General features: G+C 41.3%; 26 protein-coding genes and 2 pseudogenes. 7 read left to right on the top strand and 21 right to left on the bottom strand.

Translation table 11 applies throughout. From position 1 onward, the window contains the following. Positions 1-39 precede the first annotated feature (39 nt). The 8 genes and pseudogenes from N0824_RS12635 to N0824_RS12605 form a co-directional block, all read right to left on the bottom strand. Positions 40-801: a Uma2 family endonuclease gene (locus N0824_RS12635; protein ID WP_108937014.1), complete on the bottom strand. Its 762-nt coding sequence runs from the start codon at positions 799-801 to the stop codon at positions 40-42. A 196-nt stretch (positions 802-997) separates the two neighbouring features. Beyond that, a complete protein-coding gene (locus N0824_RS12630; RefSeq protein ID WP_108937013.1) occupies positions 998-1,471 on the bottom strand; it encodes a DUF29 domain-containing protein in 474 nt (157 codons plus the stop codon). 177 nt (positions 1,472-1,648) lie between these two features. Then, positions 1,649-2,071, bottom strand: coding sequence for a DUF3782 domain-containing protein (locus N0824_RS12625; RefSeq protein WP_199224911.1), 423 nt, complete (start codon positions 2,069-2,071; stop codon positions 1,649-1,651). A gap of 184 nt (positions 2,072-2,255) precedes the next feature. Next, positions 2,256-3,578 (bottom strand): EpsG family protein, encoded by a 1,323-nt coding sequence (locus tag N0824_RS12620; RefSeq protein ID WP_108937012.1) that lies wholly within the window; start codon positions 3,576-3,578, stop codon positions 2,256-2,258. 65 nt (positions 3,579-3,643) lie between these two features. Then, positions 3,644-4,168: pseudogene (locus N0824_RS21020) on the bottom strand (FkbM family methyltransferase); the annotation flags it as partial. Positions 4,169-4,180: 12 nt separating this feature from the next. Continuing rightward, entirely contained in the window at positions 4,181-4,450 is a 270-nt protein-coding gene (locus tag N0824_RS21015) for a hypothetical protein (RefSeq protein ID WP_199224910.1), read from the bottom strand. Between the two features lie 25 nt (positions 4,451-4,475). Continuing rightward, entirely contained in the window at positions 4,476-5,831 is a 1,356-nt protein-coding gene (locus N0824_RS12610) for a flippase (RefSeq protein ID WP_108937011.1), read from the bottom strand. Between the two features lie 69 nt (positions 5,832-5,900). Then, positions 5,901-6,671, bottom strand: coding sequence for a Uma2 family endonuclease (locus tag N0824_RS12605; protein ID WP_108937010.1), 771 nt, complete (start codon positions 6,669-6,671; stop codon positions 5,901-5,903). 248 nt (positions 6,672-6,919) lie between these two features. On the opposite strand from N0824_RS12605, the gene N0824_RS12600 reads away from it, so the two are divergent. Next, positions 6,920-9,253 (top strand): polysaccharide biosynthesis tyrosine autokinase, encoded by a 2,334-nt coding sequence (locus N0824_RS12600; protein WP_233256427.1) that lies wholly within the window; start codon positions 6,920-6,922, stop codon positions 9,251-9,253. 128 nt (positions 9,254-9,381) lie between these two features. After that, positions 9,382-10,839, top strand: a complete 1,458-nt coding sequence (locus N0824_RS12595) for a DASH family cryptochrome (protein WP_108937009.1) — start codon at positions 9,382-9,384, stop codon at positions 10,837-10,839. Between the two features lie 243 nt (positions 10,840-11,082). Here N0824_RS12595 and nadA read toward each other — a convergent pair whose 3' ends face one another. Next, positions 11,083-12,042: a quinolinate synthase NadA gene (gene nadA / locus N0824_RS12590; protein WP_108937008.1), complete on the bottom strand. Its 960-nt coding sequence runs from the start codon at positions 12,040-12,042 to the stop codon at positions 11,083-11,085. Positions 12,043-12,524: 482 nt separating this feature from the next. On the opposite strand from nadA, the gene N0824_RS12585 reads away from it, so the two are divergent. Together N0824_RS12585 and N0824_RS12580 are read left to right on the top strand one after the other, a co-directional pair. Continuing rightward, positions 12,525-13,220: a TerC family protein gene (locus N0824_RS12585; RefSeq protein ID WP_108937007.1), complete on the top strand. Its 696-nt coding sequence runs from the start codon at positions 12,525-12,527 to the stop codon at positions 13,218-13,220. Positions 13,221-13,358: 138 nt separating this feature from the next. Further along, the gene (locus N0824_RS12580; protein ID WP_233256426.1) at positions 13,359-13,598 is read left to right on the top strand and encodes a hypothetical protein; all 240 of its coding nucleotides are present in this window, start codon (positions 13,359-13,361) and stop codon (positions 13,596-13,598) included. 77 nt (positions 13,599-13,675) lie between these two features. Here the strand turns inward: N0824_RS12580 and N0824_RS12570 are convergent, their stop codons facing one another. The 8 genes from N0824_RS12570 to cysK form a co-directional block, all read right to left on the bottom strand. After that, complete coding sequence (locus tag N0824_RS12570; protein WP_108937004.1) at positions 13,676-14,074, bottom strand: YidH family protein; 399 nt, start codon at positions 14,072-14,074, stop codon at positions 13,676-13,678. A gap of 71 nt (positions 14,075-14,145) precedes the next feature. After that, the gene (locus N0824_RS12565) at positions 14,146-14,952 is read right to left on the bottom strand and encodes a prohibitin family protein (RefSeq protein WP_108937003.1); all 807 of its coding nucleotides are present in this window, start codon (positions 14,950-14,952) and stop codon (positions 14,146-14,148) included. Positions 14,953-14,958: 6 nt separating this feature from the next. Then, on the bottom strand, positions 14,959-15,597 hold the full coding sequence (locus N0824_RS12560) for a cadmium resistance transporter (RefSeq protein ID WP_108937002.1): 639 nt from the start codon (positions 15,595-15,597) through the stop codon (positions 14,959-14,961). Between the two features lie 30 nt (positions 15,598-15,627). Next, complete coding sequence (locus tag N0824_RS12555; RefSeq protein ID WP_002782481.1) at positions 15,628-16,203, bottom strand: Crp/Fnr family transcriptional regulator; 576 nt, start codon at positions 16,201-16,203, stop codon at positions 15,628-15,630. Between the two features lie 156 nt (positions 16,204-16,359). Further along, positions 16,360-17,034 (bottom strand): hypothetical protein, encoded by a 675-nt coding sequence (locus N0824_RS12550; RefSeq protein WP_108937001.1) that lies wholly within the window; start codon positions 17,032-17,034, stop codon positions 16,360-16,362. Between the two features lie 216 nt (positions 17,035-17,250). Further along, a complete protein-coding gene (locus tag N0824_RS12545) occupies positions 17,251-17,787 on the bottom strand; it encodes an MgtC/SapB family protein (RefSeq protein WP_108937000.1) in 537 nt (178 codons plus the stop codon). Between the two features lie 33 nt (positions 17,788-17,820). Beyond that, the gene (locus N0824_RS12540; protein ID WP_108936999.1) at positions 17,821-17,955 is read right to left on the bottom strand and encodes a PLP-dependent transferase; all 135 of its coding nucleotides are present in this window, start codon (positions 17,953-17,955) and stop codon (positions 17,821-17,823) included. Positions 17,956-17,970: 15 nt separating this feature from the next. Then, a complete protein-coding gene (gene cysK, locus N0824_RS12535; RefSeq protein WP_108936998.1) occupies positions 17,971-18,918 on the bottom strand; it encodes a cysteine synthase A in 948 nt (315 codons plus the stop codon). A gap of 667 nt (positions 18,919-19,585) precedes the next feature. Between cysK and N0824_RS12530 the strand changes: the two genes are divergently transcribed. The 3 genes from N0824_RS12530 to N0824_RS12520 all read left to right on the top strand — a co-directional run bounded on the left by N0824_RS12530 (position 19,586) and on the right by N0824_RS12520 (position 21,657). Then, positions 19,586-20,104, top strand: coding sequence for a phycocyanin subunit beta (locus N0824_RS12530; protein WP_002733930.1), 519 nt, complete (start codon positions 19,586-19,588; stop codon positions 20,102-20,104). A 55-nt stretch (positions 20,105-20,159) separates the two neighbouring features. Beyond that, on the top strand, positions 20,160-20,651 hold the full coding sequence (gene cpcA, locus N0824_RS12525; RefSeq protein WP_002803130.1) for a phycocyanin subunit alpha: 492 nt from the start codon (positions 20,160-20,162) through the stop codon (positions 20,649-20,651). 220 nt (positions 20,652-20,871) lie between these two features. Further along, the gene (locus N0824_RS12520) at positions 20,872-21,657 is read left to right on the top strand and encodes a hypothetical protein (RefSeq protein ID WP_103113271.1); all 786 of its coding nucleotides are present in this window, start codon (positions 20,872-20,874) and stop codon (positions 21,655-21,657) included. A 164-nt stretch (positions 21,658-21,821) separates the two neighbouring features. Here the strand turns inward: N0824_RS12520 and N0824_RS12515 are convergent. From N0824_RS12515 to N0824_RS12500, 4 genes and pseudogenes are all read right to left on the bottom strand, one after another. Beyond that, a pseudogene (locus tag N0824_RS12515) lies at positions 21,822-22,112 on the bottom strand (rhodanese-like domain-containing protein); the annotation flags it as partial. A 366-nt stretch (positions 22,113-22,478) separates the two neighbouring features. Further along, on the bottom strand, positions 22,479-23,147 hold the full coding sequence (locus N0824_RS12510; RefSeq protein ID WP_108936997.1) for a phosphatase PAP2 family protein: 669 nt from the start codon (positions 23,145-23,147) through the stop codon (positions 22,479-22,481). After that, positions 23,144-23,524, bottom strand: a complete 381-nt coding sequence (locus tag N0824_RS12505) for a hypothetical protein (RefSeq protein ID WP_108936996.1) — start codon at positions 23,522-23,524, stop codon at positions 23,144-23,146. Before N0824_RS12505 ends, N0824_RS12510 begins: the two co-directional genes overlap by 4 nt. Before the next feature lie 282 nt (positions 23,525-23,806). Beyond that, complete coding sequence (locus N0824_RS12500) at positions 23,807-24,889, bottom strand: sulfate ABC transporter substrate-binding protein (protein ID WP_108936995.1); 1,083 nt, start codon at positions 24,887-24,889, stop codon at positions 23,807-23,809. Positions 24,890-25,483 lie beyond the last annotated feature (594 nt).

The following is a 25,483-nucleotide window of genomic DNA, read 5'->3' as shown; positions in this document are numbered from 1 at the left end:
TCTAGGCTAGTGGGACTACCAAAATCCACCCAGAGAAATTCAGAGACTTTCGGGATTAATCCCCAATTCCCTGAGTTTAGCCGCCAATCGTTCGGCTTTTTCTTCGGCTTCCTCAGCTTTCTGTTGTGCTTCCTCAGCTTGCTGTTGTGCTGCCTCAGCTTTCTGTTGTGCTTCCTCAGCCAACTCTCGCGGGGTTGGCAACAACATTCCATCTAAAGTTGCCCAGCGAATCCAGACGGTTGTTACCCCTCTATATTCTCCCTGCCAACGAACTAAAGCTAATCCCAAACGACCACTGATTAGCCATCCTTTCTCGTTGGGTTGCCGTGGTTCATATAGGCCATCAACTAAGACAAATTCGGCGAAATCTTCAGGATTAAAAGGATCGTACCAGAAATATTCAGGCACTCGTAACTTATCTTGATAAATCTTTTTTTTCTCGGTTTTGTCTATTTGGGCAGTACTTTCTGAGAGTAGTTCAATCACTACATCGGGGGCTTTTCCCTCCTCCCAAGTAACCCAACTTTTTCGCTCCCCTTTTGGTACGTCTAAGACGGCAAAAAAATCAGGTCCTTTGAAGTCTTGATTTTTCAGTTGTGCTGTACTGAAATAGACAAACATATTGCCACTGGCATAACCATCTTCTCGTTGGTCTAGCCAAGGGGATATAGTGTCTATTAACAGATCCATCTGCCATTTATGCCTTTGAGTTTCCATGGGTACTCCATCATCGCAGGGAAGTTCATCTTGCGTGGGTAATGCAGTTAACTGCATCGGTTGACTAAGCGTCAGAGTTTCCATATTTCTGTCCTATATTTTGGGTTTAGTTATTTAGATTTCCTAGATTTTTTGCCCTCTTTCATGCAAATGTTACTTTAATTGACTGGCTATAGCAATTCTTAATGAGTCGTGAACAGGCAGGGGGCTTAATTCCATTGTTCAGCTACCTGTTGTCAAGGGTTTAGGGGATTACTATATGTTATATCACAATTCTAGGCTAGGACTCATTTAAGTAGAAATCATCATCCAAGAGCTGCTCAATTGAAAAAGGACAGGTGATTGGATAATCATTTTCTAATGGTATGCGAACGCCAAATTTAGCTTTTTTTCCATCTCTAATTGCCAGCTGGCGAGCGTCTGGATAGACTGAGGAAACTGCTGTGGACAGATAGGGATTGAGAGATGGAGTATCTCGTAAGCTTTTTTGAACTCGCTGCCGGTGTTCGTTGATTGAATCATACCAACTGCCTGTCATAGTCTCAGGCGCATCGCCTTGTATCTTGAGCTTGAGTAAATGAGCCAACAAAACCATTAAGTTACTTTCTAAGGCTCTTTTTTCTGACTTGCCCAAGTCTTGTAATTCCTCAATTAAGTGTTCAACGTCTAGTTGTTCAAATTGACGATCTTTTAATTGTTGAATTGTCTGCTCAATCCACAAGTCAAAATCAGAATCATATAAAATACTGGACATTTCTCGCAGTTTTATTAATGATATAACTTACCCAAGCCCTGTTATAACAAATATTGTCAGTTTTGTCAAGTAGCGATTACCTGATAATTTTTTTGTACTATTTATCTTCCTTAACCTTCCTTTTATGAACTGAATTCTACATCTCTTGTAGAACTATAAACTTCTATTCCTAAATTTTTAGCTATTTGCTGCGCTTTGAAATCTAGCATCAGTGAAATAACTATCTTGCCGTTGTATTCTTGTTGGTATCGCTGCTGATAAAATTGGACTTTTACTTATAGAGGATTGGATTTCGCCAATTATCAACAGTCCATTTTTGATTAACAAATCCAATTCTATCTGGTCTGGTCTGCCAAAGACTTCGCCTTCGTCATCATATTCAGTAATATTAATCACCTGCACTCCGAAAGACTCTTCTAACATTGCTTTCAGAGCATTGCGGAAAGATTCCTGCGAGTGTAGTCTCCATATCGATGCCAAAGCACCAACACTACTGTGGTAATCGTCCCGCATTTCCCTATATTGGAGAATTTCGGACATTTCTTGGCGGATAATCCCTTTAATATCTTCTTGTGTCATGGCTTTTAGAGCGCAGGCCACCTCTTTAATTCTATTATATCAAAGGCGATCGCGGCTGTGTCCAACTTCATTTATCTTCACTTTGTTTGATCGCAAATAATGGTAGGATTAAAATCTGGAAGCTAAAACTTTAGGATGATTGAGTAAACACTTTTTTAGGACAGCAATCAACTAATGATACAGCAGAGAAGTTATTTGTGTATGTTTAACGAAATATTTCTATTTGTACGTCGTTGGTAAAGCTTTCGTAAGCTAATTTTATGTACTCCAATATAGAATTTTCAAATGGTTGACCGTTAAGATAATATAATTCTCCCTTTCCTTGATTATAAAGAAAATAGAAAAACCTGAGAAATACAGCAATAAGGCTAATGGCAATAAAAATATTTTTTAGATATGGAATTTTCCATTTTTTATCGAGAAGTTGGTAGTAGAAAATTCCAGAAAAACCAAGCAACAATAAACCAATTCTTAAACTAAAATATCCACCAATATCACTTGTTATCAGACATAAGAAAAATAAAGATGTAAAGATTATAGACATAATCATATCTCTATTTTTATCTCTAGGAGATTGCTGATTTTTTTTTAACATGAAGCTATTGATCAAAAAAATAGTTAAAAATTCAACTATTTTTGTAAGACTAATTCCTAAGCCAGTATCTTGTTTTTCAGCAGCCCAGTAACGAGATTTTGCATATAAAGCTTCAGTTTCTTTAAGCATATCAAAAAACTTCAATAAAGTACCGTATCGAACACCGATAGCGAAAGCTGATACAAGTAAAAACAAAACTAGAATTTTAAAAACTAGACTATTCGTAAATATAGAAAATAATTTGCGTATCCAATTAGTTCCTTTTATTCCCCATATAATAATGGGCAAATACATAATACTAGTAGTATGAGTAAAAAAACTTGTCGCATAAAATCCCCAGGTAGTTATCTCACTCTCTAGATTAACTAGAGCGAGTAGTACAAAAATGCTGGCAATAAATTGCCTCATTAAAAATATTTGTAGAAAGAAAGCTGGATTTGCTATTGTATAAAATAAGATCAAAGCAAAATTTTCTCTTGATAATTTAATAGCTATATAGATGGTCGCTAAATTAATAAATAAAGACCAACAGAATAAAAAAGAGTATTTAGAACCATTCGAAATGATATAAATAGGATAGCTCAATAAAGGGAGTATAAATTCAACACCTTTGCCATACGCTAATTCAAATGGGCTATATTGCCCTAAGTCTCCATACCTTGTCACATAAGCTGCAGTATCAGAAATAATGTTCTGGGATGACGTAAAAATCGCAGTTGTTACAGCAATTAATATTAAAATTGATAAGTTTAGGACACTTATTTTATTTTTCTTGCTATTCAAGTTAAAATGGATGAAAAGAAGAAGTGGAAAAATGCCAATTATCGGTATTATAATCCATACAATTAAGCCGAGAAATAGTAATACATATTTCAAGGAGCTATTATGGTAGGATGGCTCCTTGGCAAGATTAAGCGTTGGAATATTAGTCATATAATAATCTCATATTTGTTTTGGATATTGTTTTAACGAAAAATAATTGTTAGTCTCAGTCCAGTCTATAGATTTAATCTATAGTTTTTATGTACAGCAACTATATTTTGATAGGCAAATATTTCACAAAAGATGGGACTATATGTATCTAATGGCAATAGATGACTTGGCAACATCCTAAAAATTTTATAATCTTCTAATAGGTCGTAAAAATCTTTAAAGAAAGTCCTACTAAAAATATTCATTTCATTAAACTCAAAGTGGATAATCTCAATCATACCTTTTTTAAGAGATTCCTTCAAGCCCTCAAGGACACTGTATTCATTCCCCTCAACGTCAATTTTCAGCAATTTTACTTTTTGTATATTCTGCTCAGACAAAAAGCTATCTAAATCAATAACATCCACTAAATGTGCAACTGAATCACACTGGCGAATCTCATTGATAGCACCTCTATACAGAGAAGCATGAGATGAGCCATCTTGATTTTTATAATCATATAGTTCCAATTTCGATTTACTTTTACCGCAACCTAAATTCAAAGCCTTATACTTATTTTTAATGGCATTCTCTTGAAGTATTTTAAAAGTCTTCGGATGCGGCTAAAACGCATAAATCATAACTCCTGAGTTAAGTTGTTTGATTAAGTTAGAATAATTGCCAACATTTGCTCCGATGTCAAGTACGACTGAACCTGGTTGAAAATTTTTTGTCAGTTTGGTAATAAAAGAATACTCGCCACTTATTTTATCATTCTTCCAATTCAAAATTCCTAGAAAATTTAGCACCAACAAATATAGCCTGACATTGAAGCTATAAAAAAAAGGTCTTGCTAAAATCCATACTAAAAAGTTTTTGATTGTTTGTTTCATGGCATTAGTTGTTTTAATTTCAAGACTATATTAGAGTTCGCTTTATTTTATTAAAATAATTTAGATTTTGCTCAAAACGAAATGGTATAAACAAAGCTTTAGTTAACATCAGGCTATGTTTGAACATAGGAGGATAAAGTAAACAACTAATGTAACAAGCTACCGCCTGCGATAACATAGTTGCTATCGCCGCTCCCACACCGCTGTAGGGGGGAATAAGCAAGAAATTCAACCAGACATTGACAATCGCTCCTAATGAAGTCGTCAAAAAACTAAACCGGGTGAAATTTTCAGCCATTAACCAGTTACTGCGAGCCACCCCCAAAAAGACGAAAGGACCGGCCCAGATGTGCCATGCTAGAATTTGACCAGCTTCAGCATAGTCCTTACCGAGCAAATTTGTCAACAAAGGAACTGAAGCAAAAGTCATGGGAACTGCAATGGCCAGTGCCATCCAAGCCATGAGATCGTACAATTGTTGTAGTCTAGCATAATATTCCTCTCTACTCCTCTGCTTCGCCCGCAGGATTGCCGGAAAGACAGAAGAACAAACTGCCATAGGAATAAAATACCAAATTTCTGAGAACCTGACCGCCGCCGCATAGTTTCCCACTGCTTGAGCATTTGCCATATTACCGAGCATTATTTGGTCAATCTTCATGTAAATCGTGATCATGACACCCGATAGGATCAGCGGCCATGAATCTCGCAGCATTTCTAACCCTTTCGACCAATTGACTCTCCATTGCCATATAGATTGGTGATGCTTAAAATAAACCCAGAGCATTCCGAGCACCTTCACAACCTGCTCTGCCAGAATTAACCAGACAAAAGCCATTAACGGCAACTTGAAGGCAATAAATGAAAGTTTGATCAGGGAACTCAAAATTAACTGGACGCTTCTCAGAATAGCCAAGACTCCTGAAAGTACCTGTGATTGAAACCAAAACTCGATCGCGTCAAAAGCACTGAACATTAAGCTAAAGGAAATTATTAAGGTCATCCAGCGAACCTTAGGATCGGTCTCAAACGTCCAGATGGCCATACCAATTATAATAATTGTCAATAAACTAGCTATTAACTTTAGCACAAAAGCAGTACCCAAAATCTCTGGAGCCGCTTTTTCCTCTTGGACGATATTGCGGATGACGATGGCATTCAACCCCAATTGAGCGATCGCACTAAAAAGAGTAACGAAGCTAGTAGTATAACTCAGTTTTCCAAAATTTTCCGAACCGAGATACCTAATCACCAAGATTCCGACGAAAAAGGCTAGTATCATGGTCAGGATGCGCTCGACAAACAGCCAGCCGACGTTACCGAGAATTTTACGCAATCCTGGACTCAGTTTCTGAGTGATCCCCGTCAGTTTATCGAACATTCCACCTCGACTTCATAGACATTGACACTATACCACCGATACCCTTAACTTGACCATTTTCTAGATTATTCATTCAGCCTCCAAGTCAATTCCTATGGCCTTCAGCTGTGCCGCCAATCTGTCTGCCCTAGCTTTTTCTCCCTCAGCCCGCCGTTCAGCTTGTTCGGCTCTTTCCCGCTCCTGTTCAATCCGTTCACTACCCCACAATAGTAAATTACCTGATTGATCCCACCATCGCAACCAATGAGCCGTTACTGCTGCTTTTTTCCCCTGCCATACTCCTAGAAATAAACCGATTTCTGCCAGCCAGTAACGATGATTCTCATCCGCTTTCTGTAACTCATACTTCCCTGCTACTAAGCGATAAACTTCTAATTCTCCGGTTTGTGGTTGAAAAATAATATAGAGAGGTACTTGTAAGATTCGCTCGTAGAAATACCACTTGCCATAGGGATAGTGGGGATTGATAGAATACTCCCCTCCCTCTGTTTCTGAGATGAATTCCATGACAATTGCTGGCACTTCCCCTTCTGCATGAGGCGTGTAGCTGCGGCGAATTTCTCCTTCTCGGATAGGTGCTACTGCGGGTACATAAACCCAATCGGGAGCTTTTACTACTGTCTTACCGCTAACGGTGGCGCAAATGCCAAAATTAGAAGCAATAAGACTCGCTTCCACAATTAAACTGGCTAATTCTAAAGATTCTCGCAAAGCCGCCGCGAGCAGGGGTTGTAGGGTGCTTTCCACTGGTTCATCAGGGAGGACAAAATCCGCTGGCAATTTCTCCCAGGTAATGGGGGGTAAAGTATCAGAGATGCGAGGTGCTAATGGGATTGTCATTTAGGCTCTCGTGTGATGGTGGTTATGGCGGTTTAGCTTGTGGCAGGATAGCACACAATTTGTAACCGTTCAGGGGGGGTATGTCAAGCAGCCAGTGGCATTGACTAGGTTAAACGCACCTTATTTGGTAATTACTGGAAAAACTAGGGTTATCATTGTAGCACGGTGTTATGATTAAGCGGTGATTGATCGAGCCAGATTGCTACCGCAAAATCTTTTAATAGAGTTATCCCTTGACTATTTGATTAATGATGAACAACCAACAAAACGGGGCGATGAACAACCGACAAAACGGGGCTTTGGGTTTTCAAAGCCCAGAAAATCTGCCAGTTTTTGCTCAACCGGCTTTTATCCCCTCCCTGACGCAGGAAGAAGAGGAAGTTAACCTGCGTCAAATCCTTTCCGTCATCAAGCATCGCTGGTGGTTAATCGCTGGCATCACCCTAGGGGTGACGGGTGCGATTGCTGTTTATACTTTCTTAAAAACCCCTATCTATCAAGGTAAATTCCTGCTGCTTATCGGTCAACCCATCGAGGAAAATAAAAATTCTCTCAGGTTGGCAACCCAAGATATCCTACCTCAGTTGGGGGGTGAAGACATCGATTATGATACCCAAATCGCCGTTTTAACCAGTCCTCAACTCCTTAACCCCATCCTTAGTAAAATAACTCCTAAGTATCCCGATTTTACCTACAGTGATTTAATTAATAAAACTGGCAAATCTGATCTCGAAATTAGTCAGTTAAAAGATACGAAAGTTTTAGAAATTTCCTATCAAGATGAGGAACCGGAAAAAATTAAGCTGGTTTTAGATAATTTAGCCCGTCATTACCTCAAATATAGTTCTCAGGAACGGAAGACCGAAATTAATCAAGGCTTAGACTTTGTTAACGCTCAATTGCCCGTGCTGCGGGAACGAGTTAATTCTCTACAAAAACAAATGCAGCAATTCCGGCAGCAATACAATTTCCTCGATCCTGATAAAGAAGCAACTCGTTTATCGCAACAGTTAACCAGTATCGAGCAGGAGTACAGAGTCGCCCAAGTCGCCCTTAACGAAATTAACTCTCGTTATCAAGCTTTACAGCAACAGGTGGGATTAGCCCCCGATCAAGCAATTATCGCTACTTATCTCAGTGAATCTCCCGGTTATCAAGATTTGCTCAAGCAGCTGCAGGAAGTAGAAGTGGAACTGGCCAAACAATCGGCAGTTTTTGCCAAGGATAGCCCGATAATCGCCACCCTAGAGGAAAAACGGGCTAATTTACTGCCCCTACTGCAAAACGAAGCCCAGAGAACCCTAGGAGAAAAACTGCCCCAGACAGTGGGTAATTCCCCAGCTTTGGTGTCACAGAGCGCTTTGCGGGTACAATTAACCCAACAATTGGTGGAAGCCGCTAACAGTCGCCAAACCCTAGAAATTAAGGTAAAATCCCTTGCCCGGGCCCTCGAACAACAGAAAGGCTCGGTCAAAAATCTGGCGGTTTTAGCCCGTCGTTATACGGATTTGCAGCGAGAATTGGAAATTGCCACCACCAGTCTCGGCCGTTTTCTGGAGGAACAACAAAAACTCCAACTCAAGGTGGCACAACAAGTGGTGCCTTGGCAACTAATTTCCCCTCCAGAAGTAGGGGAAGAGTTCGTTTCCCCTAAACCCACGCGAAATCTGGCTTTAGGGGTTATTGGTGGCCTGTTACTAGGTATAGGGGCGGCCTTTTTAGCCGAAAGATTAGACCCCGTTCATCATAGTGCAGATGAACTAAAAGAAGATACCAAACTACCCCTTTTAGGTGCAATTCCCTGGCAAAAAGACCTCGGTACGATCGACAAAGTGACCGCCGCCCTACCCCAGTTAACAGTCGGCGATCGCAAAGTTGCTATCTCTAATACCACTCTAAAATCGGCCGACGAAAACCCCTCCTACTATAATTTCTCCCCCTTCTCGGAAGCTTTCCGCACTCTTAATACCAATATTCGCCTCCTCGGTTCCGATTCCCCCCTCAAGTCCCTCGTGATTAGTTCTGTATCACCGGGAGATGGTAAAACCACCATGGCAATAAATATCGCTAAAGCGGCCGCTCGTATGGGACAAAGAGTCTTACTGGTGGATGCCGACCTGCGGCGTCCCCAGATTCACCTGCGACTTAATCTCGATAACGACCACGGACTCAGTAATGTCCTCGCCGAGGGTCTCGATTGGAACGAGGCAATTCAATCCCTACCCCGCTACGAGAATTTATCGATTCTTACCGCCGGTTCAATTCCCCCAGATCCAACCCGCTTGCTTTCTTCCCAGAGAATGGAGGAGATGATCTCGCAATTACAGCAAGACCACGCCTTCGATCTAATTATCTACGATGTACCACCGCTCGCCGCTTTTGCCGATGCCAAAATTCTCGCCGCCATGGCCACCGGACTGATTCTCGTCACCAAACTGGGCAAAACTGATCGCTTTGTGCTTAAAAATCTGCTCGAAGATCTGAGATTATCCCACATTTCCGTGTTAGGCTTAGTGGCTAATAATGTTAGTCGGAAAGACCACAATTATCGTTACTATGGCCATTACTACGGGAAGAGATAATTACAATAAAGATAGATTTTGGCTTCGATCCCCCCTTAATCCCCCCTTAATAAGGGGGGTGCCGATCCCCCCTTAATCCCCCCTTAATAAGGGGGGTGTCTGATGGTTTTTAACACCTAACTACTTAAATGCGGGTTTTAATCTGGTATCGTAATGATCTGCGAGTTCACGATCACGAGGCAATTTATCGAGCCATTCAAGAACAATTAGAGATAATTCCCTTCTATTGTTTTGATGAGCGTCAATTTGGTCTTACTTCCTACGGGTTTCCAAAAACTGGCAAGTTCCGAGCTAAATTTTTATTAGAAAGCGTAGCAGATTTACGACAATCTCTGGAAGGTTTAGGCGGTAATTTAATTATCCGACGGGGAAAACCAGAAGAAATTATACCGCAATTAGTTCAACAATTACAGATAGCCAAGGTTTATTATCATCAAGAGGTAACAGCAGAGGAATTAGCGGTAGAAAAAGCGGTAAATCAGGCTTTATCTGGGTTTCCCGTGCAGATAAAAACTTTTTGGACAGCCACTTTATGTCATCCTGATGATTTACCTTTTACCCTTAATCAACTGCCGGAATTATTTACTAATTTTCGTAAACAAGTAGAACGTCATTGGGAAATAAGAACAACTTATCCCAGTCCGAAAAAGTTGACAAAATTACCTAAAATAGAGTTGGGAAACCTTCCTAGTTTAAACGATTTAGGCTTAACAGAACTAATTCTAGACCGGGGAGGTGTTTTGTCGTTTCAAGGGGGTGAAATGGCAGGAAAATCACGGGTTAAGGAATATATTTGGGATAGTGATTCCTTAAAAACCTATAAAGAAACCCGCAATGAAATGTTAGGGACTAATTATTCCTCAAAATTCTCAGCTTGGTTAAGTTTTGGCTGTCTTTCCCCCCGTTATATCTATGAGGAAGTACAAAAATATGAGCAAACAAGAGTAAAAAATGACTCTACCTATTGGCTGATTTTTGAATTATTATGGCGAGATTTTTTCCGATTTATTTGCAGTAAACACGGGAATAAAATCTTCTATAAATATGGTTTGCAAGAACTTAATTTACCTTGGCTAGAAGATTGGGAAAGATTTAATCTTTGGTGTGAGGGAAAAACCGGTTATCCCCTTGTAGATGCTAATATGAGAGAGTTAGCCGCTACAGGATTTATGTCGAATCGTGGCCGGCAAAATGTCGCTAGTTTTCTGACCAAAAATCTCGGTATTGATTGGCGACTAGGAGCAGAATGGTTCGAGTCATTATTAATTGATTACGATGTTTGTAGTAATTGGGGTAATTGGAATTACACTGCTGGTGTCGGTAATGACGCGCGAGGATTTCGTTATTTTAATATCCCTAAACAGTCGAGAGATTATGATCCAAAAGGTGATTATTTACGTCACTGGTTGCCCGAATTAGCCCTAATAAAAGGCGATAAAGTTCACGAACCTTATAAATTATCTCCAGAGGAACAAAAGCGTTATGGGGTGATTTTAGGGGTTAATTATCCCCGTCCCATTGTCGATTTTTTTCAATCGATCAAACACAATGAAAAAATTTATCTTCAGCATTTCAGTGAACAGTAATCAGTAATCAGTTGACCTCGAATTAATATCATCTCAAGACTAAAATTTTGTCTAGACAAGCAACTTACCCAAATAAAAATGATTTTAATGTCCACAGATTTTTTCAGTTAAATTGAATTAGCAATAATAGATATACATTTTAGCATCGAACTAATTATTAGTACAGATTATCAAAGCAAGCTCTGATTGAGTTATAATTTTTGGATATGTCTCATGAACTGATAACTGATAACCGATAACTGATTAAGACATTTCTAACATTCTTTGAATCGGCAACAGTGCCTTAACTCTTAAATCTTCAGAAATAGTAATTTCTGGAGTTTTATCTCGCATACAGAGATACAATTTTTCGAGAGTGTTCAGTCTCATGTAGGGACACTCATTACAAGCACAGTTATTCAAAGCTGGTGCGGGGATAAATACTTTCTCTGGGGCTGATTTTTGCATCTGGTGAATAATCCCCGGTTCTGTGACGACAATAAAGGTTTTTTCAGAACTTTTTAGAGAATAATTTAATAGTGCCGTCGTAGAACCAATATAATCGGCATGGCGTAAAACCGATGGTTCACACTCAGGATGGGCGATAATTTTTGCTTGGGGATGGGCGACTTTTAATTCTATTATCTTGCGTTCGGAAAAAGTTTCATGGACAAGACAACTACCCTGCCAGAGAACTAAATCTCTACCAGTTTGCTGACTGACGTAACGGCCCAAATTGCGATCAGGAGCGAAGATAATCGGTTGATTGACAGGGATTTGATTAACTATTTTGACTGCATTGGAACTGGTGCAAATAATATCACTCATGGCTTTAATTTCTGCACTGCAATTAATATAGGAAATCACGATATGATCGGGATATTGGGCTTTAAAACGAGCAAAATCTTGAGGATGACAACTATCAGCTAAAGAACATCCTGCATCTAAATCCGGCAGCAATACCAACTTATCCGGATTTAAGATTTTAGCTGTCTCTCCCATGAAGTGAACCCCCGCAAATACGATCACGTCTGCTGGGGTTTGGGCAGCCTGCTGGGATAAACCTAGAGAATCACCAATATAATCAGCTATATCCTGTATGTCAGAATTTTGATAGTAGTGAGCCAGAATAACAGCGTTTAATTCCCGTTTAAGCTCTTTAATTGCTGTAAATAGGTCATCAGGTAAGCTCGATCGATTTGCGGGTTGAACAGTTGTGAACACGGTGGCACTTATGGTTATTTTTACCAAATACTAAAGAAGTCCCTATATCATAGCAAATTTTTCCGAGAAGAGACCACCAGTAGCAATAGACAAAAAGCTGTCAGTAGCGTCGGTTTGATCGTTTTTGATTTCCTTTTGAGTCTCTCTTTTCACTCTAGGCAATGGCTTTAATAAAAACAAATATTCTTTGTTTTTAAATCCATAAATTCCCTTTATGCAAAGCTGGGAAGCCCCCTCGCCGTTCCATCACTTTTATTTATTAAAACGACAATTAAGAATATTTGCTTTTATGCTTGTCCCCTACCTAAGATGATAGTGTCTGGCCAAAATCCTGATCAAGGAGAGTGTGGTCAGCAATCTCACCCTCGATCGCAAGCTCAAGAACTTGACCTTAAATTTATACCGACAAAAAAATAGTCAAGAATCCTAGCAGGAAATACCAAGACGCATCTACAACGTCATAAAAGTAAAAATATAATTATATGTCCCCTCAAATTCTCGATATAGCTGAAAATCTCTCTCTAACCACTTGCGGCACTATTCTCACCCTGGCAGTCTTAGAAACTATTCTATCGGCCGATAATGCCGTCGCCCTGGCCGCTTTAGTGCGAGAACTTCCCGACCCCAGACAACAACGCCAAGCTTTAAACTGGGGATTAGCGGCGGCATTTGTGTTAAGAGTTGCCATGTTAGTGAGTGCCAGTTGGACAGTTAAATTCTGGCAGGTGGAGGTACTGGGTGCTATTTATCTGCTCTGGTTAGCGGGTAAGCATTTTTGCCAGAAATTTTTAGATGTAGAAATAGAAGACCAAAATTTTGCCACTAATCTCGCAATAGAGTCTTTTGGCCGTGTTATTGTTCTGATTGCTTTTACGGATCTGGCTTTTTCCCTCGATAGTGTCACCACAGCGATCGCCCTAACCGATCGATTCTGGATTCTCCTGACTGGTGGTATTTTGGGAATGTTAGCCCTACGATTTTTGACCGGTTTATTTGTCAGGTGGTTGGCTGAGTTTGTTTACCTACAAGATGCGGCCTATCTGACGGTTTTAGCGGTAGGGGGAAGACTGTTATTAAAAGCTTGTCAACCCACCTATTTACCGCCAGAGTGGATGGTATTGATGATGGTGGCGATCTCGTTAAGTTGGGGCTTTTCTAAGCGTGTTGTGGTGGAATAGTTCTGGCAGCAAGGGATTTTCTCAATTTTTTAGGAGCGTGTCAATCGTTATACTCCGGGAGGATGGGCGACTGTGACATAATTTGGGACTAGGTACGGTAAGAGTCGCTAGTGAACCCCGTTAGCCTTGGAGACTTCCTTGCTAGACACCATTTCCACCCTATCCCCAAAACTAACAGCGATCGAAACCACGGGAAATCCTCTCCCGAAAGTTGCCAGTTGTTCCTCCACCTGTCGTTACTGTCGGTTTTATAAGTTTCAGGGGAGAGGAAACGGCTATTGTCAACGCTTGGGAGTCCCTGTCCACAGTCATTGGCGCGCCTGTCCTTTAATTTGTCCACCTTTTGCCCCTTCTTGGGAAAGGTCGGAAAATGGGTAATTCTAAGTAGTTATCTGGATTTTACCGCCTGTATCGAGCAATTTTCTCCCCATCCCGCTCCGTGCGAGGATGGGGTTTTAACCGAAACCGATGCTTTCCACTCCACCGCTATCGGGACTGGTGGCGACAAAATAGAGAATTCCCGATCCTAGACAGGCGATCGCTATACTAAAGCAAATAATCCAGACTTGAGCGGGTTCGTAGCTATTATTATCGATCGCTCGCCGGATGAGAAAATACCGGCGCGTGGCGATGACAACGGTTAATAATCCCACCATAGCGAAGACAAAACCCAACAACCAACCTAGTCCTAGAGATGACGAAGATGCTGTTCGTAAACGCAAAATCACCAGACCAAAACCCATCAAAGCGATGGAAGCGCGCATCCAAGACAGATAGGTGCGTTCGTTGGCCGAATGATCTCGCCAGTAATCAGGGTTAAATTTCTGCTTTGTCTTTCGGGATTTAAACAGCATAGAGGAGTTCCTCGCAGTCAAGTTCAATAAAATCAAGTATTCTTTCTTCTGGTTTTAATAAATTGTTTTTATCATCTAGTTTTTCGCTTATCTTTAACCAATTCAAGGGACTTGAGCAGATTATCATCCATAAATAAAGGGAGTTTGCCGTCCCATCTTTCGATCGCTTTGTTCTGTAAAACTTCTGGACTTAAGGAATCTTGGAGAATGCGATGAGCTGCCGCCTCTCCCTTAGCCAGATTGATTTTTACTTCCGATTCTTTCAGAGCTTTCAGCACCATAAAACCGGCTTTTTTGGCCTCCTGTTCGGCAATTTGTTTGGCTTCCACTGCATCGGTAAAGCGATCAGAAAAGTTGACATGAACCAAAGAAATATCATCGACACCGATATGATAATTTTTCAGTCTTTCGCTCAAACGAATATCTACTTCCCCTTTCACCTCCTCCCGTTTAGTAATTAATTCTTCGGCGGTATATTTAGCCATAACTGCCTTGAGAATTTCCTCCACTGCTGGATCGATCACTCGTTCGATGACAGCCGTTTCATCGCCAATTTGTTGAAAAATAGTATTAACTTCTGATGCTAAAATATGCCAATTCAGGGCCACATCTGTAAATACTTCCTGTAGGTCTTTGGAGGAAGCTTCGGCCGCTATCTGTTGTTTTTGGATTCTCACACTTAGTTTTTTTACCGTGTTAACAACGGGAATAATCCCATGAATGCCCTCATTAAGTATTTTCTCCTGTACTTGACCAAAGACCATTAAAACCCCTCTTTCTCCCGCATTGACAATCACGAAAGGATTAAAAATAATCGCCAAAATTAATAGCAAAAAAAAGATATTACTTGGTCTAGCTAAAAGACGATTTTTAGGCATTCTTGGTTAAGACATTAGAAATAAACGATAGGATTTACTGTCAATTAAGATATAAATACCTAGAACAATATAGATAAAAGGACTAATTTTATGTCCGTAGTTTGTCACCACTTTAGCTATCCTGGGATGGGTAATCAAAAAATAGGCTAGGACGCACCAAATTCCCATCATGAGATAAAAAATTATCATGATAATTAAGACGTGCATCGGGGAATTATTGGCAAAAAGAGAGGTATAAATACCAATATTATCACCACCATTAGCCACAGTCACGGCAGCAACGTAATAGGTTTGGGAGGGAAAACGAGGAAAAAAGGAGCGATTTTTAGAATAATTAACATCTTCTCTTACTTCTTGAATGTAATCTTCATTTTCCCTTGACAAAAGTTGTTTAATGCCGATAATCAAAGGAATAAATCCTAATAGACCAATCCATTCTTTAGAAACCAGTAACCCAAATAGTAAACCGAGGGAACTAGCTAGAAGAATCAGGGTAAAACCGAGGTATTGACCAACAATCAGGTGTCGAGGTCGAAAATTAGCATTAAGTCGCGAGAAAAACAACATTAGCACCATCAGATCATCAAGATTTGTGGCCACAAAACTCGTCACGCTAGTAATTAAAAGGGCTACTAACCAATTCATAGATTGAAAAAAGAGATAATCCTTCCCATTCTAAATCTCATAGTGCCAGATTTCCTCCTCTCGTAAAAGAAGACGATGGACGGGAAGACGTTCCACAGCCCCCTGTTGTTCAAGATGATTAAGTGCGCGGGTAATTGTGACTCTAGTAGTTCCTAATAAGTCAGCGATATCCTGATGAGTTAGACGCACATCAATTAATTGTCCGTTACCAGTTTGTTTGCCAAATTGATTGCCTAACCATGACAGTAATTTCAAGACCATAACATCAGTACGTTTGTAGCTACGAATAATACTTAGTTCTTGTGCTTGCTGAAGATGAGACAGCAGAATTTCTGCCATTTGATAACTCTCAACTGCGGAAAAGGAAACTGCTTCCACAGGACTAATGCACTCAACTTGATAGGGATTGACTCTCTCTAGGGTTTTGCCAACAAAACTGCCGGGTCCCCACAATCCCAAGACGATTAGGGTTCCATCTTCTAACCAGGTGGAGGTTTTCACGACTCCACTCTCGATTTTCCAGAAATTAGGATTTCTGAGGGGCAAAATTGCCCGATTATCAAAGTGCCAGCGATGGGGGGTTGGTGGTTGGTAGGTAAGCGTCATGATTGGTAATTAATTTTGATTAGGTACTTAGCTAGTCAAAAGCACGAGGCCGTCGAGAAAGGGGTTTTTTAGACGAGTTAAGGCTTTTGGGGAATTTTGGGGTAAAAACGATAATTACCCCAAAAAAGACCGATTTTATGCCTTTACAAGCCCTATTTATTTCGGGGTGCTAGTCTTCTCCAGTTCCGTTGTGGCCGAGGAGATCAGTTCTTGCCAAGCTCGATCGCTTTCCTGTAGAGTCTGTTTAACCGCGTCGATGGTCTTTTCTACGCGAGTTTTCAGGAAAGGGGAAGCATTGTCTTTGAGTCGTTCGGTGTCGTCGGCTAAGATATCGATCGTCTCGGAGGTATTAACGAGGCTATTTTCTAGGGTAATAAGGTTGTTTTGCAGGGTTTCACTGAGTTTAGCCCCAGATTCGGTCAATTTTTTGCCTAATTTGCTCACTTTTTCCCCTAGATTGTCAATATTATCTGCTAAGTCCTCTAGGTTGTCCTGTTGAGCTTCGATAATATTCTTGTCGAGAGAAGGGGCGGCTAGTTGAGCATTTAGGTCATCAATAGCCGATTTTGTCGCTTGGATGGCTTTTTCATAGGCAATTTGGGCATCTTCGAGAATTTTTGGCCTAGAAACCTCATTTTTTTTCTTGACTGGTTCCACCACGGTGCCACCGGTTGCCGTTGCACGGTCGATGACGGCCAACTGTTCGGGGAGTAGTGACAAGGCGATCGCATTTCCTCTTCCCCCGAGGAGCAAAGTGATAGTTAAGAGGAAAATCAGCAGCCGGAAAACTTGATTTTTGATGCTTTGAAAGCTCTTATTTCGGTTGATCATGATTTAATTTTCTCCTGTTTAGAAAAATTAGTTACTTTATCTAAATGTTATCATAAAAAATACTTGTGTATTATTTATATATAGAAAATTTTATAAAAAATTCATTATATTTTTAACCGATAAATTCTAGACAAAATATAAACTTTTTAATTCAAAAGTCATTATAAAGAAGCTTTTACTCTCTTAATAAAAAAATAATTTTTATCGCTTTTTTTATTAATGAGATGCTGAACTATCCGATGAGTCTATTTCTTGATTGATCGGAGATATTTTCTTCCGACCCTTAATATATTTGGCTAAAGGTTGTTTTTTCTTCAGTCGTTTAATGCCACTGAGGGTGCAGAGAGTGAAAAAAGTTCCCACGAGAACCATCTGCCATAAACCGCAACCAGAAGCGGCCCCTAATCCTGCCGCTAACCAGATAGTCGCCGCCGAAGTCAAGCCTTTTACTTGTATCTTATTTAGTTCCCGATGGGATTGTTGTAGGATGATTCCCGCCCCTAAAAAACCGACACCAGAAGCGACCCCTTGAATAGTACGACTGAGAGCATTAGAAGACGCATAACCCACATCTCCCTCCGCTTGTAGGGGAATCATCACGAACATGGCAGCCCCGAGACTAACGATGATAAAAGTTCTCAATCCGGCGGGACGACCGCCTCGCTGTCGGTTATAACCAATCAGACAGCCGACGGCCATAGCCATACTCAGCCGAAAAATAATCGTTTGCCAATCTTCCGAGTCAAAAAACATTGCTTAACCCATCAAATGAGATAAAAACTTCGCCTAATCTCGATCCCGATCGATAATCGTAGTAAAGCCGGTGTTATAGGTGGAAGTGGAATAAATGGGAACCGTTACCGCCCCATGGCTAGAGTCTGGTTCTTGCCCCCCATGAATTGCCCTCGTTGCAAATTCCATCGATTTATTGTCCTATTAGTCGATATCTTCGAGGTCTTTAAACAGGGCCGTGCTGAGGTAACGTTCCCCAAAACTAGGCTGAATCATGACGATTAATTTATCTTCGTTTTCGGGTCTTTTGCCCACCTGAATCGCCGCCCATAAAGCCGCCCCGGCCGAGATGCCCGATAGTAGTCCCTCCTGACGAGCTAACCGTCGCGCGTAGGTGAAAGCCTCTGTATCATCGACGATAATCACCTCATCGATTAATTCCGGTCGGAAAATGGCTGGGATAAAACCGGCCCCGATGCCTTGGATTTTGTGCGGTCCGGGTGGTCCTCCCGATAAGACGGGACTATTAGAGGGTTCAACTGCGATCGCTTGAAATTGGAGACGACGGGGTTTAATGGTTTCGGCAATACCGGTAATGGTTCCCCCGGTTCCCACACCACCGATAACGATATCTACCAGACCATCGGTATCGGTCCAGATTTCTTCGGCAGTGGTTTCTCGGTGAATTTTCGGGTTAGCCGGGTTGCGGAACTGTTGCAAACTATAGGCGTTGGGGGTGTTTTCGACTATTTCCTCGGCCCGGGCGATCGCTCCTTTCATGCCCTGGCTACCCGGGGTTAATTCTAATTGCGCTCCGTAGGCTTTTAACATTGCCCGTCGTTCTAAACTCATGGTTTCGGGCATAGTCAGGACTAAGCGATAGCCTTTGGCAGCGGCTACCATGGCCAGGGCGATGCCGGTATTGCCGGAAGTGGGTTCCACCAGAATTGTTTTATCGGGGTGAATTAGTCCGGCGGCTTCCGCGTCCTCCACCATACTGACCCCGATGCGATCTTTAACCGAGGCGGCGGGGTTCATACTTTCCAGTTTGACGACGATGCGGGCTTTTACTCCCTCTGCTACTGGGATTCGATTCAGTTGGACTAGGGGAGTCCTTCCTACCAATTGGGTGATGTCTCTTGCGATCGGCATAATCCCACTTGCTTTATACTTGTTGGCTATTTTTGATTATATATGTATTTAAGATGTTTTACAATACTTTTTAAGTCGGAGTACACTGCGAAATGCTGGTGTTGGCACCTCTGACAACGTCGGCGGGGATTATCCCTGTCGATTTTTTTGCCTTGCCACTTTTTTTGTATATCGAAGCACAATCGGCAAAGTTGTCTTGGGAAATTTCTCTTAATTTAGTGAACTATTATTAGTATATAAAAGCACATTTCTTTAAACAACTTAAACGAATTATTAGAGAGATGAAAAGAGCGATACTTTTTCTTAGTATAGGTTTACACATTTAAGAAAGTTTTCTGAGATTTATCCTAAAAAATTATTTTTTTGCTGCTTTTTTAGGAAACAATTTTTAATAAATAAAGGTGTAAATATGGTCTATAAAATAATTCATGGCAAAAACGAAGTATGTCTGGAAGCGCCTATCAACGCTAAATTCAATTAACAAGAATTGTTCCTCGATATACAAAAAAATCTGGCCAAGGGAGAGTAAAACTTTTTTCAAGGACGATAGTATAGTCCCAAGAAAAAAACTCCTAGATACTTTATCGGAAAAAATAAAGAAAAGCCAGAGAAATCAACCTCGATATTTTGCCGAAACCAATCATCATTATAGGAGATGAAAACTATGGTGTTAGATGCCTTTGCCAAAGTCGTTTCTCAGGCCGATACCCGGGGGGAATACCTGAGCGAGAATCAAGTCAATGCCCTAATTGCCTTCGTCAAAGATGGTAATAAACGGGTCGATGTGGTCAATCGTCTTTCCAGTAATTCTTCTGCGATCGTTACCGATGCCGCGCGTAGTTTGTTTTCAGAACAGCCCGTTTTAGTTGCCCCCGGTGGCAACGCCTATACAAACCGTCGTGCCGCCGCCTGCTTGCGGGATTTGGAAATTATCCTGCGCTACGTTACCTATGCCACCTTCACCGGCGATGCCAGCATCCTTGATGATCGCGCCTTGAACGGTCTCCGGGAAACCTACGTCGCCCTAGGAGTTCCGGGAGCTTCTGTTGCGGCCGGAATTCTCAAGCTCAAAGACGCTTCCCTTGCCCTAGCGGCCGATCCCAACGGGATCACTCGCGGGGATTGCAGTTCTTTACTAGCAGAAGTCGCTTCTTACTTCGATCGAGCGGCGGCGGCAGTTTCCTGATGCTGTGACTTTCTTCTCTAAATCCGATTAAACTTTTGTAGGAGCAATTCCATCGATGACCAAGACACCTTTAACCGAAGCTGTGGCTACTGCCGATTCCCAAGGCCGTTTTCTCAGCAGTGCTGAATTACAAGTGGCGTTCGGTCGTTTCCGTCAGGCCGCCATCACCCTAGAAGGGGTAAAAATCCTCGCCCAAAAGGCCCCCAGTTTAGCCCAAGAAGCAGCCAACGCTGTCTATCAAAAATTTCCCTACACCACCCAACTCCAGGGGCCGAACTATGCCTACGATGAGCGGGGGAAATCCAAGTGCGTTCGCGATATCGGCTACTATATCCGAATTATCACCTATGCCCTCGTGGTAGGCGGTACGGGCCCGATCGATGAATATCTAGTCGCCGGTTTGAGTGAAATTAATAGTGCCTTTGAACTATCTCCTAGCTGGTATATCGAAGCCTTAAAATACATCAAAACCAATCACGGATTAAGTGGGGATGCTGCTGTAGAAGCTAATTCCTACATTGATTATGTGATCAACGCCCTTAGCTAATTTACGTCAACTTCACGTCAACACAAGCTCAAATCTCCTAAATTCACCTCGGGATGAGCGCCGAGGTTTTTTTGCGTCCGTCTAACTTGGTCGTCCTCGGGAACCTACCCTAACAAAAAAACCATCTTGGGCAAGATGGTTAAACACAACGAGCTTGACACTCCCCGCCGTAAAATATACAATTTTTAGAAATGCAGTCTAAAAAGGTTGGTTATCAATCATGAGTTTAAGGCTACTGACCAGTACATTTGCGACTTTTTTAGGGATTTTGGCAGTAGTTCCATTTTCTCTTCAGTCGTCCACACTAACAGATAACTTATTCCCTGTTTATTCTCAAGCCAAAAAAATTAGCGAAACGATTAACTGGGAGAAAAGTAATTTTGAAACGGAACAACAATATAGAAATCGCTTGATTTCAATAAACCACAATCTTGGTGAATATCAAATAGTTGTTAAGCCAAGCAAGAAATATGAATACGATATAAACTCCAAAACAATAAAAGTTAATTTAGATTACAGTTACGGATTTAGGAACGAAAAATTCTTGTTTGACAAGCATATAGTTTACAAGGAAGTTGTTAAAAGTAAAAATCGAGGTAATATAGTTTGTCAGAATGGATTTGGTGCGACATTCAACTATACTGTTCAGTATGCTAATAGTGATCGATATATTTTAATGCTTTCCGAAGATCAAAGTTACGCTTTAACCTATCAATTTGCTCTCTCTCCAGAAGAAGCCAAAAAATATGTTGAAGCGGATGAAAAATCACTTAATGATAAGTTAAGGTTTATTGTTAAATTTAAACCTGTCGTTCCGTATTATAAAAAAGAGAGGGAAATTTTCGGCCGTCCATGCCCTCAAGATGAATTGTCTAGAATATTAGCACAAGCAACAGGTTCTACTTTTGTAAGTGATATCATGGCTCATCAATTATTTATAAGAATCAGTTCCGTTCAACTTGTAGATACATCTACAGGACAAGTGATTTTACAAAAGCAGTATTAACTATTGAAAATAAAAAAAAAATTGAAAAATCTTTTACCTGTATTTCTTTTATTTTATGTTATGTAGGCGAAAGATTTTTCCTTACAAGAGAATAAAAACTAAAAAGCTTTTTATTGACAGAATGTCCAATCTCGGCATAACGCAGCTACATTGTCAAAGACAGAATAGCCTTGATCGGCTATATTCACCGCTTTCGGTAAATGACCAGTGATATATTCCAAAGGATTAATCCGCACATCGAGAATTTTTAACTTCGGATCGTTGAGATTTTGTGCTACCCAAACCGGCGATACAAAGTCTATCTTAGTCTCAGATTTAGACGTGGCCATCAGGGGCGATGACGGGGCTAAGGTAAAGGTTAAAATGCAGAGGAGAACTAAAGTGAAAAAAGCAAGGGGACGGCTGTGAAACCGTCCCAGGGATAGACCCTTCCCTTGACGCAGTTTTGGTTTCATGATTCAGTGTCAGCGACGAATATCAAACGATAATTAATATAGGGCTTTGATTAGCTTTCTCCAAAAATTTAGGTATAACGTGATATTTTTTTTGCAGCAAGTAGGCCGATTAATTAGGGTTTGCTAAAAAAGTTTGTTGGTGGGGTGAGGAGCCAGTAGTCAGTAGTCAGTAGTCAGGAGGGGAAGTCAGAATAACAGAATAACCTCGCACACTGAGAAGCGTAACCCTTTGCAATCGCCTCCGGAAAGTGCAAGGGTTTTGAGTCCCTCGGATCGATTGATCAACGTTTGTCTTTGGCACTTTTCTTGAAAACAAAAGTCCCTAAACCATTTTCTAGCAAAGCTTTCACTGATATTCAGCCAACCCTAATTATTAATTTCTTCTTGGGTGTTGATCGCCTTGGGTGTCTCTAATAACTGTTGCCACCAGATATGAACTAGGAAAGACCAAGCGAGCGCTAAAAGCCAAGAGGCAAGGATATCACTAGGAAAGTGAACACCTAAATAAAGACGAGTCCAAGCAATAACTAAGAGGAAGGGAATCCCCAGTAAAACTACCCCGAAAAACCAGCGCGTTCTCCAAGATAGGATCAGTAAAGAAACCACTAACAGGGAACTAAATAAAGCATGACCGCTAGGGAAGGCAAAATCATCGGGTAACGGATAAAATAACTGCCAAAATTGCGGGCGGTTTCGATGAAAAAAAATCTTGAGATTATAACTAATTGCCCAACCTCCCGCCATGGTCACAAGGAGATAAGCGAACCCATACCAGTATTTTTTTATAGCAAAAATCAGCAGTAAAATTGTTAGTATCGGAGCCACTCCCCAATAAGTACCTAATCCCGTTAGTTTTATGGCCAAAAAATTTAGGTTTAAATTAGTGGTTTGATGAATAGATAGCATTAGGGATTTTTCCCAGGCAAATCCTTGGGGATGCCGGTCAATAGCGATCGCTAAATCCGTAAAACTTAGCGATGTTAACAAGATGGCTAAGAAAATTAAGCTATTGTTTAAGTAGGTTTTGGGAATCACGGGGAAAAAGTAGCGATCGAGGATAACAGGGGCATTTCTAATATCTGAAAATGAATTAAGACCAGAATAACTAATGTATAGGCAGTCGAGGAAAGTAATCCATTTCTTAATTCTTTTGGCCAATTGCGTTCTTGTTTCTCTCCACCGATTAATTCTTTCGTCCCGAATTGCATTAGCAGAATTCCCACAAGATTAGATAACCAATAACCAACCATGGCCGCCGGTAGAAAAAAATCGGCGTGTAAGCAAGCAATTAAACGACCGAAACCGTAGGCGATCGGCAGATTAAAAATTAGATCGTTCCACCAACATAGGGGCGATAATAAGTAACCGATCAATACCAAGGTTCCGTTTTTGATTTTGTCCAGTAGATACATCTTTTTTTAGTTACTAACTATCAGCTTTGTTTTTTTTGCTCTCTTGGACATTGGGTGAAAAATGTTCACTATGTCACATTATGGGCGCAAGCGTTGCGCCCCTACCGCCGCGCGTGGTGTGATTGGTAGGGGCGTATAGCGTACGCCCTTTCTTCGAGTATGGCGTACGTCCTTTCTTCGATAAGAGTTGCTTATCACCATAACTCCAAGAGAGCCTGTTTTTTTGCCGTCAGCGATCAACTATCTCTGCTATCTAGCTGACGGCTGACGGCCTACTACTAATTAACGCTGAATTTGGTCAAAAATCGCCCCATCAGCGAAGAATTTTTTCTGGATCGCATCCCAACTACCGACCGCCGTATAGGGGAACAGATTCGACACTTTTGGATATTGTTTACTAAACTCTTTAGCCACAGTAGCATTAACCGGACGGAAACCCACCTTAGCGAATTCCCTCTGTGCTTCGGGAGTAAAGAGAAATTGGGCAAAAGCTGTCGCTACTTCCCGGGTTTTGCGTTTATCGACTATTTTATCCACTACGGCCACAGGCGGATCGATCGAAACATTGACCGAAGGAATAGTATAGGAAAACCCGGTTTCTCCTTTTTGACGGGCCAAAATTACCTCGTTTTCGTAGTTAAGCAGCACATCCCCCTGATCCTGTTTAAAGAAGACATCGCTGGCTTCCCGGGCATCTTTGGGTAGTACAGGCACGTTTTTATAGACATTGCGGACGAAATTGGTCGCTTGTGCTTCATTGCCGCCGGTCCGAGTTACCGATCCCCACAGGGCCAGAAAATTCCACCGGGCCACCCCAGAGGTTTTCGGGTTGGCAGTAATGACTTTAATCCCCGATTTGGCTAGATCTGGCCAGTTGCGGATTCCTTTGGGATTGCCCTGACGAGTAACTAAGGCTACCACGGAACGAGTGGCGATGGCGTTATTGGGGAGTTCTTTCTGCCAACCGGGGTTAACTAAACCCGCTTTTTGCAAGCGTTCCACATCGGAACCGATGGCCAAATTTACCACATCTGCATCTAATCCGTCGATAACAGCGCGGGTTTGGGAACCAGAGCCGCCATAACTCTGTTTAATCACTACATCCTGTTTTTTCTCTCTTTTCCATTTGTTGACGAATAGAGGAATAATTTTTGAGTAGGCCGATTGAGTCACCGCGTAGGAAACCAGGGTGATTTCCACGGTTTGTTGTTTAGCTTGCTCTTTATCCGCAGCTGCCAGCAGCTTACTCGATGCTGATAGGGGACTAAAAGTTAGTCCGATTCCCGTTGTGACGACGGCAGCCGTAGCTAGAGAAATAAAAGGTAAGAGGGTTTTCGGTTTTGGGGATCTAGGATCAGGGATCACGATGTCATCGGCTCCTTTGTTTATTTATGGGAGATTGCTAGGTATTTTCTCTGAGATTGTATTTTATATGAAATAAAAAACAATTTCAATACATCGAAGAAAAAATTATACTGTTTGGGTTAGATGCAAAGAAATCAAGCCATTAATGGCTTGATTAGCTGAAAAAACTGGAAATATTCGATTTATACGGCTTAAATGTGCCTTTAAATTTGCCTGAAGCCTCTTTATGCTTGCAGAATAGAGATTTTATCGTTTTTATGGAGAGGAAAGAATTTTTTAGCGATCAAAAACCTCTCCCTAGGTGGGTTCACTGGTGAAGTTAGCGGACTTTAGCAACTATTACCCTAAAATTGAAGCGGTGTGCGAAACGTTTAGGCATGAAATAGGGCTGAAATGCCTGAAATAACCGCCTAGTAAGGTCTTCAGTCCCCCGACTGAATCTAAGAGGTCAACCCTGACCAACCTTATAACTGTTTATATGTCCCAACGTTTAGTATCACCCGATACCAAATCAGGCAAGGGGACTCAAGGTCAATACACTTGTAATAAATCTTTACAAGGTGAGAGTAACGGCGATAGCCACCCCCAGATTCA

Origin of the sequence: Microcystis sp. 0824, from assembly GCF_003112475.1 — a bacterium.
GTDB classification, from domain to species: Bacteria; Cyanobacteriota; Cyanobacteriia; order Cyanobacteriales; family Microcystaceae; genus Microcystis; species Microcystis aeruginosa_C.
Note: the sequence above shows the minus strand (reverse complement) of the source record. Positions and strands in the feature narration are given on the sequence as shown.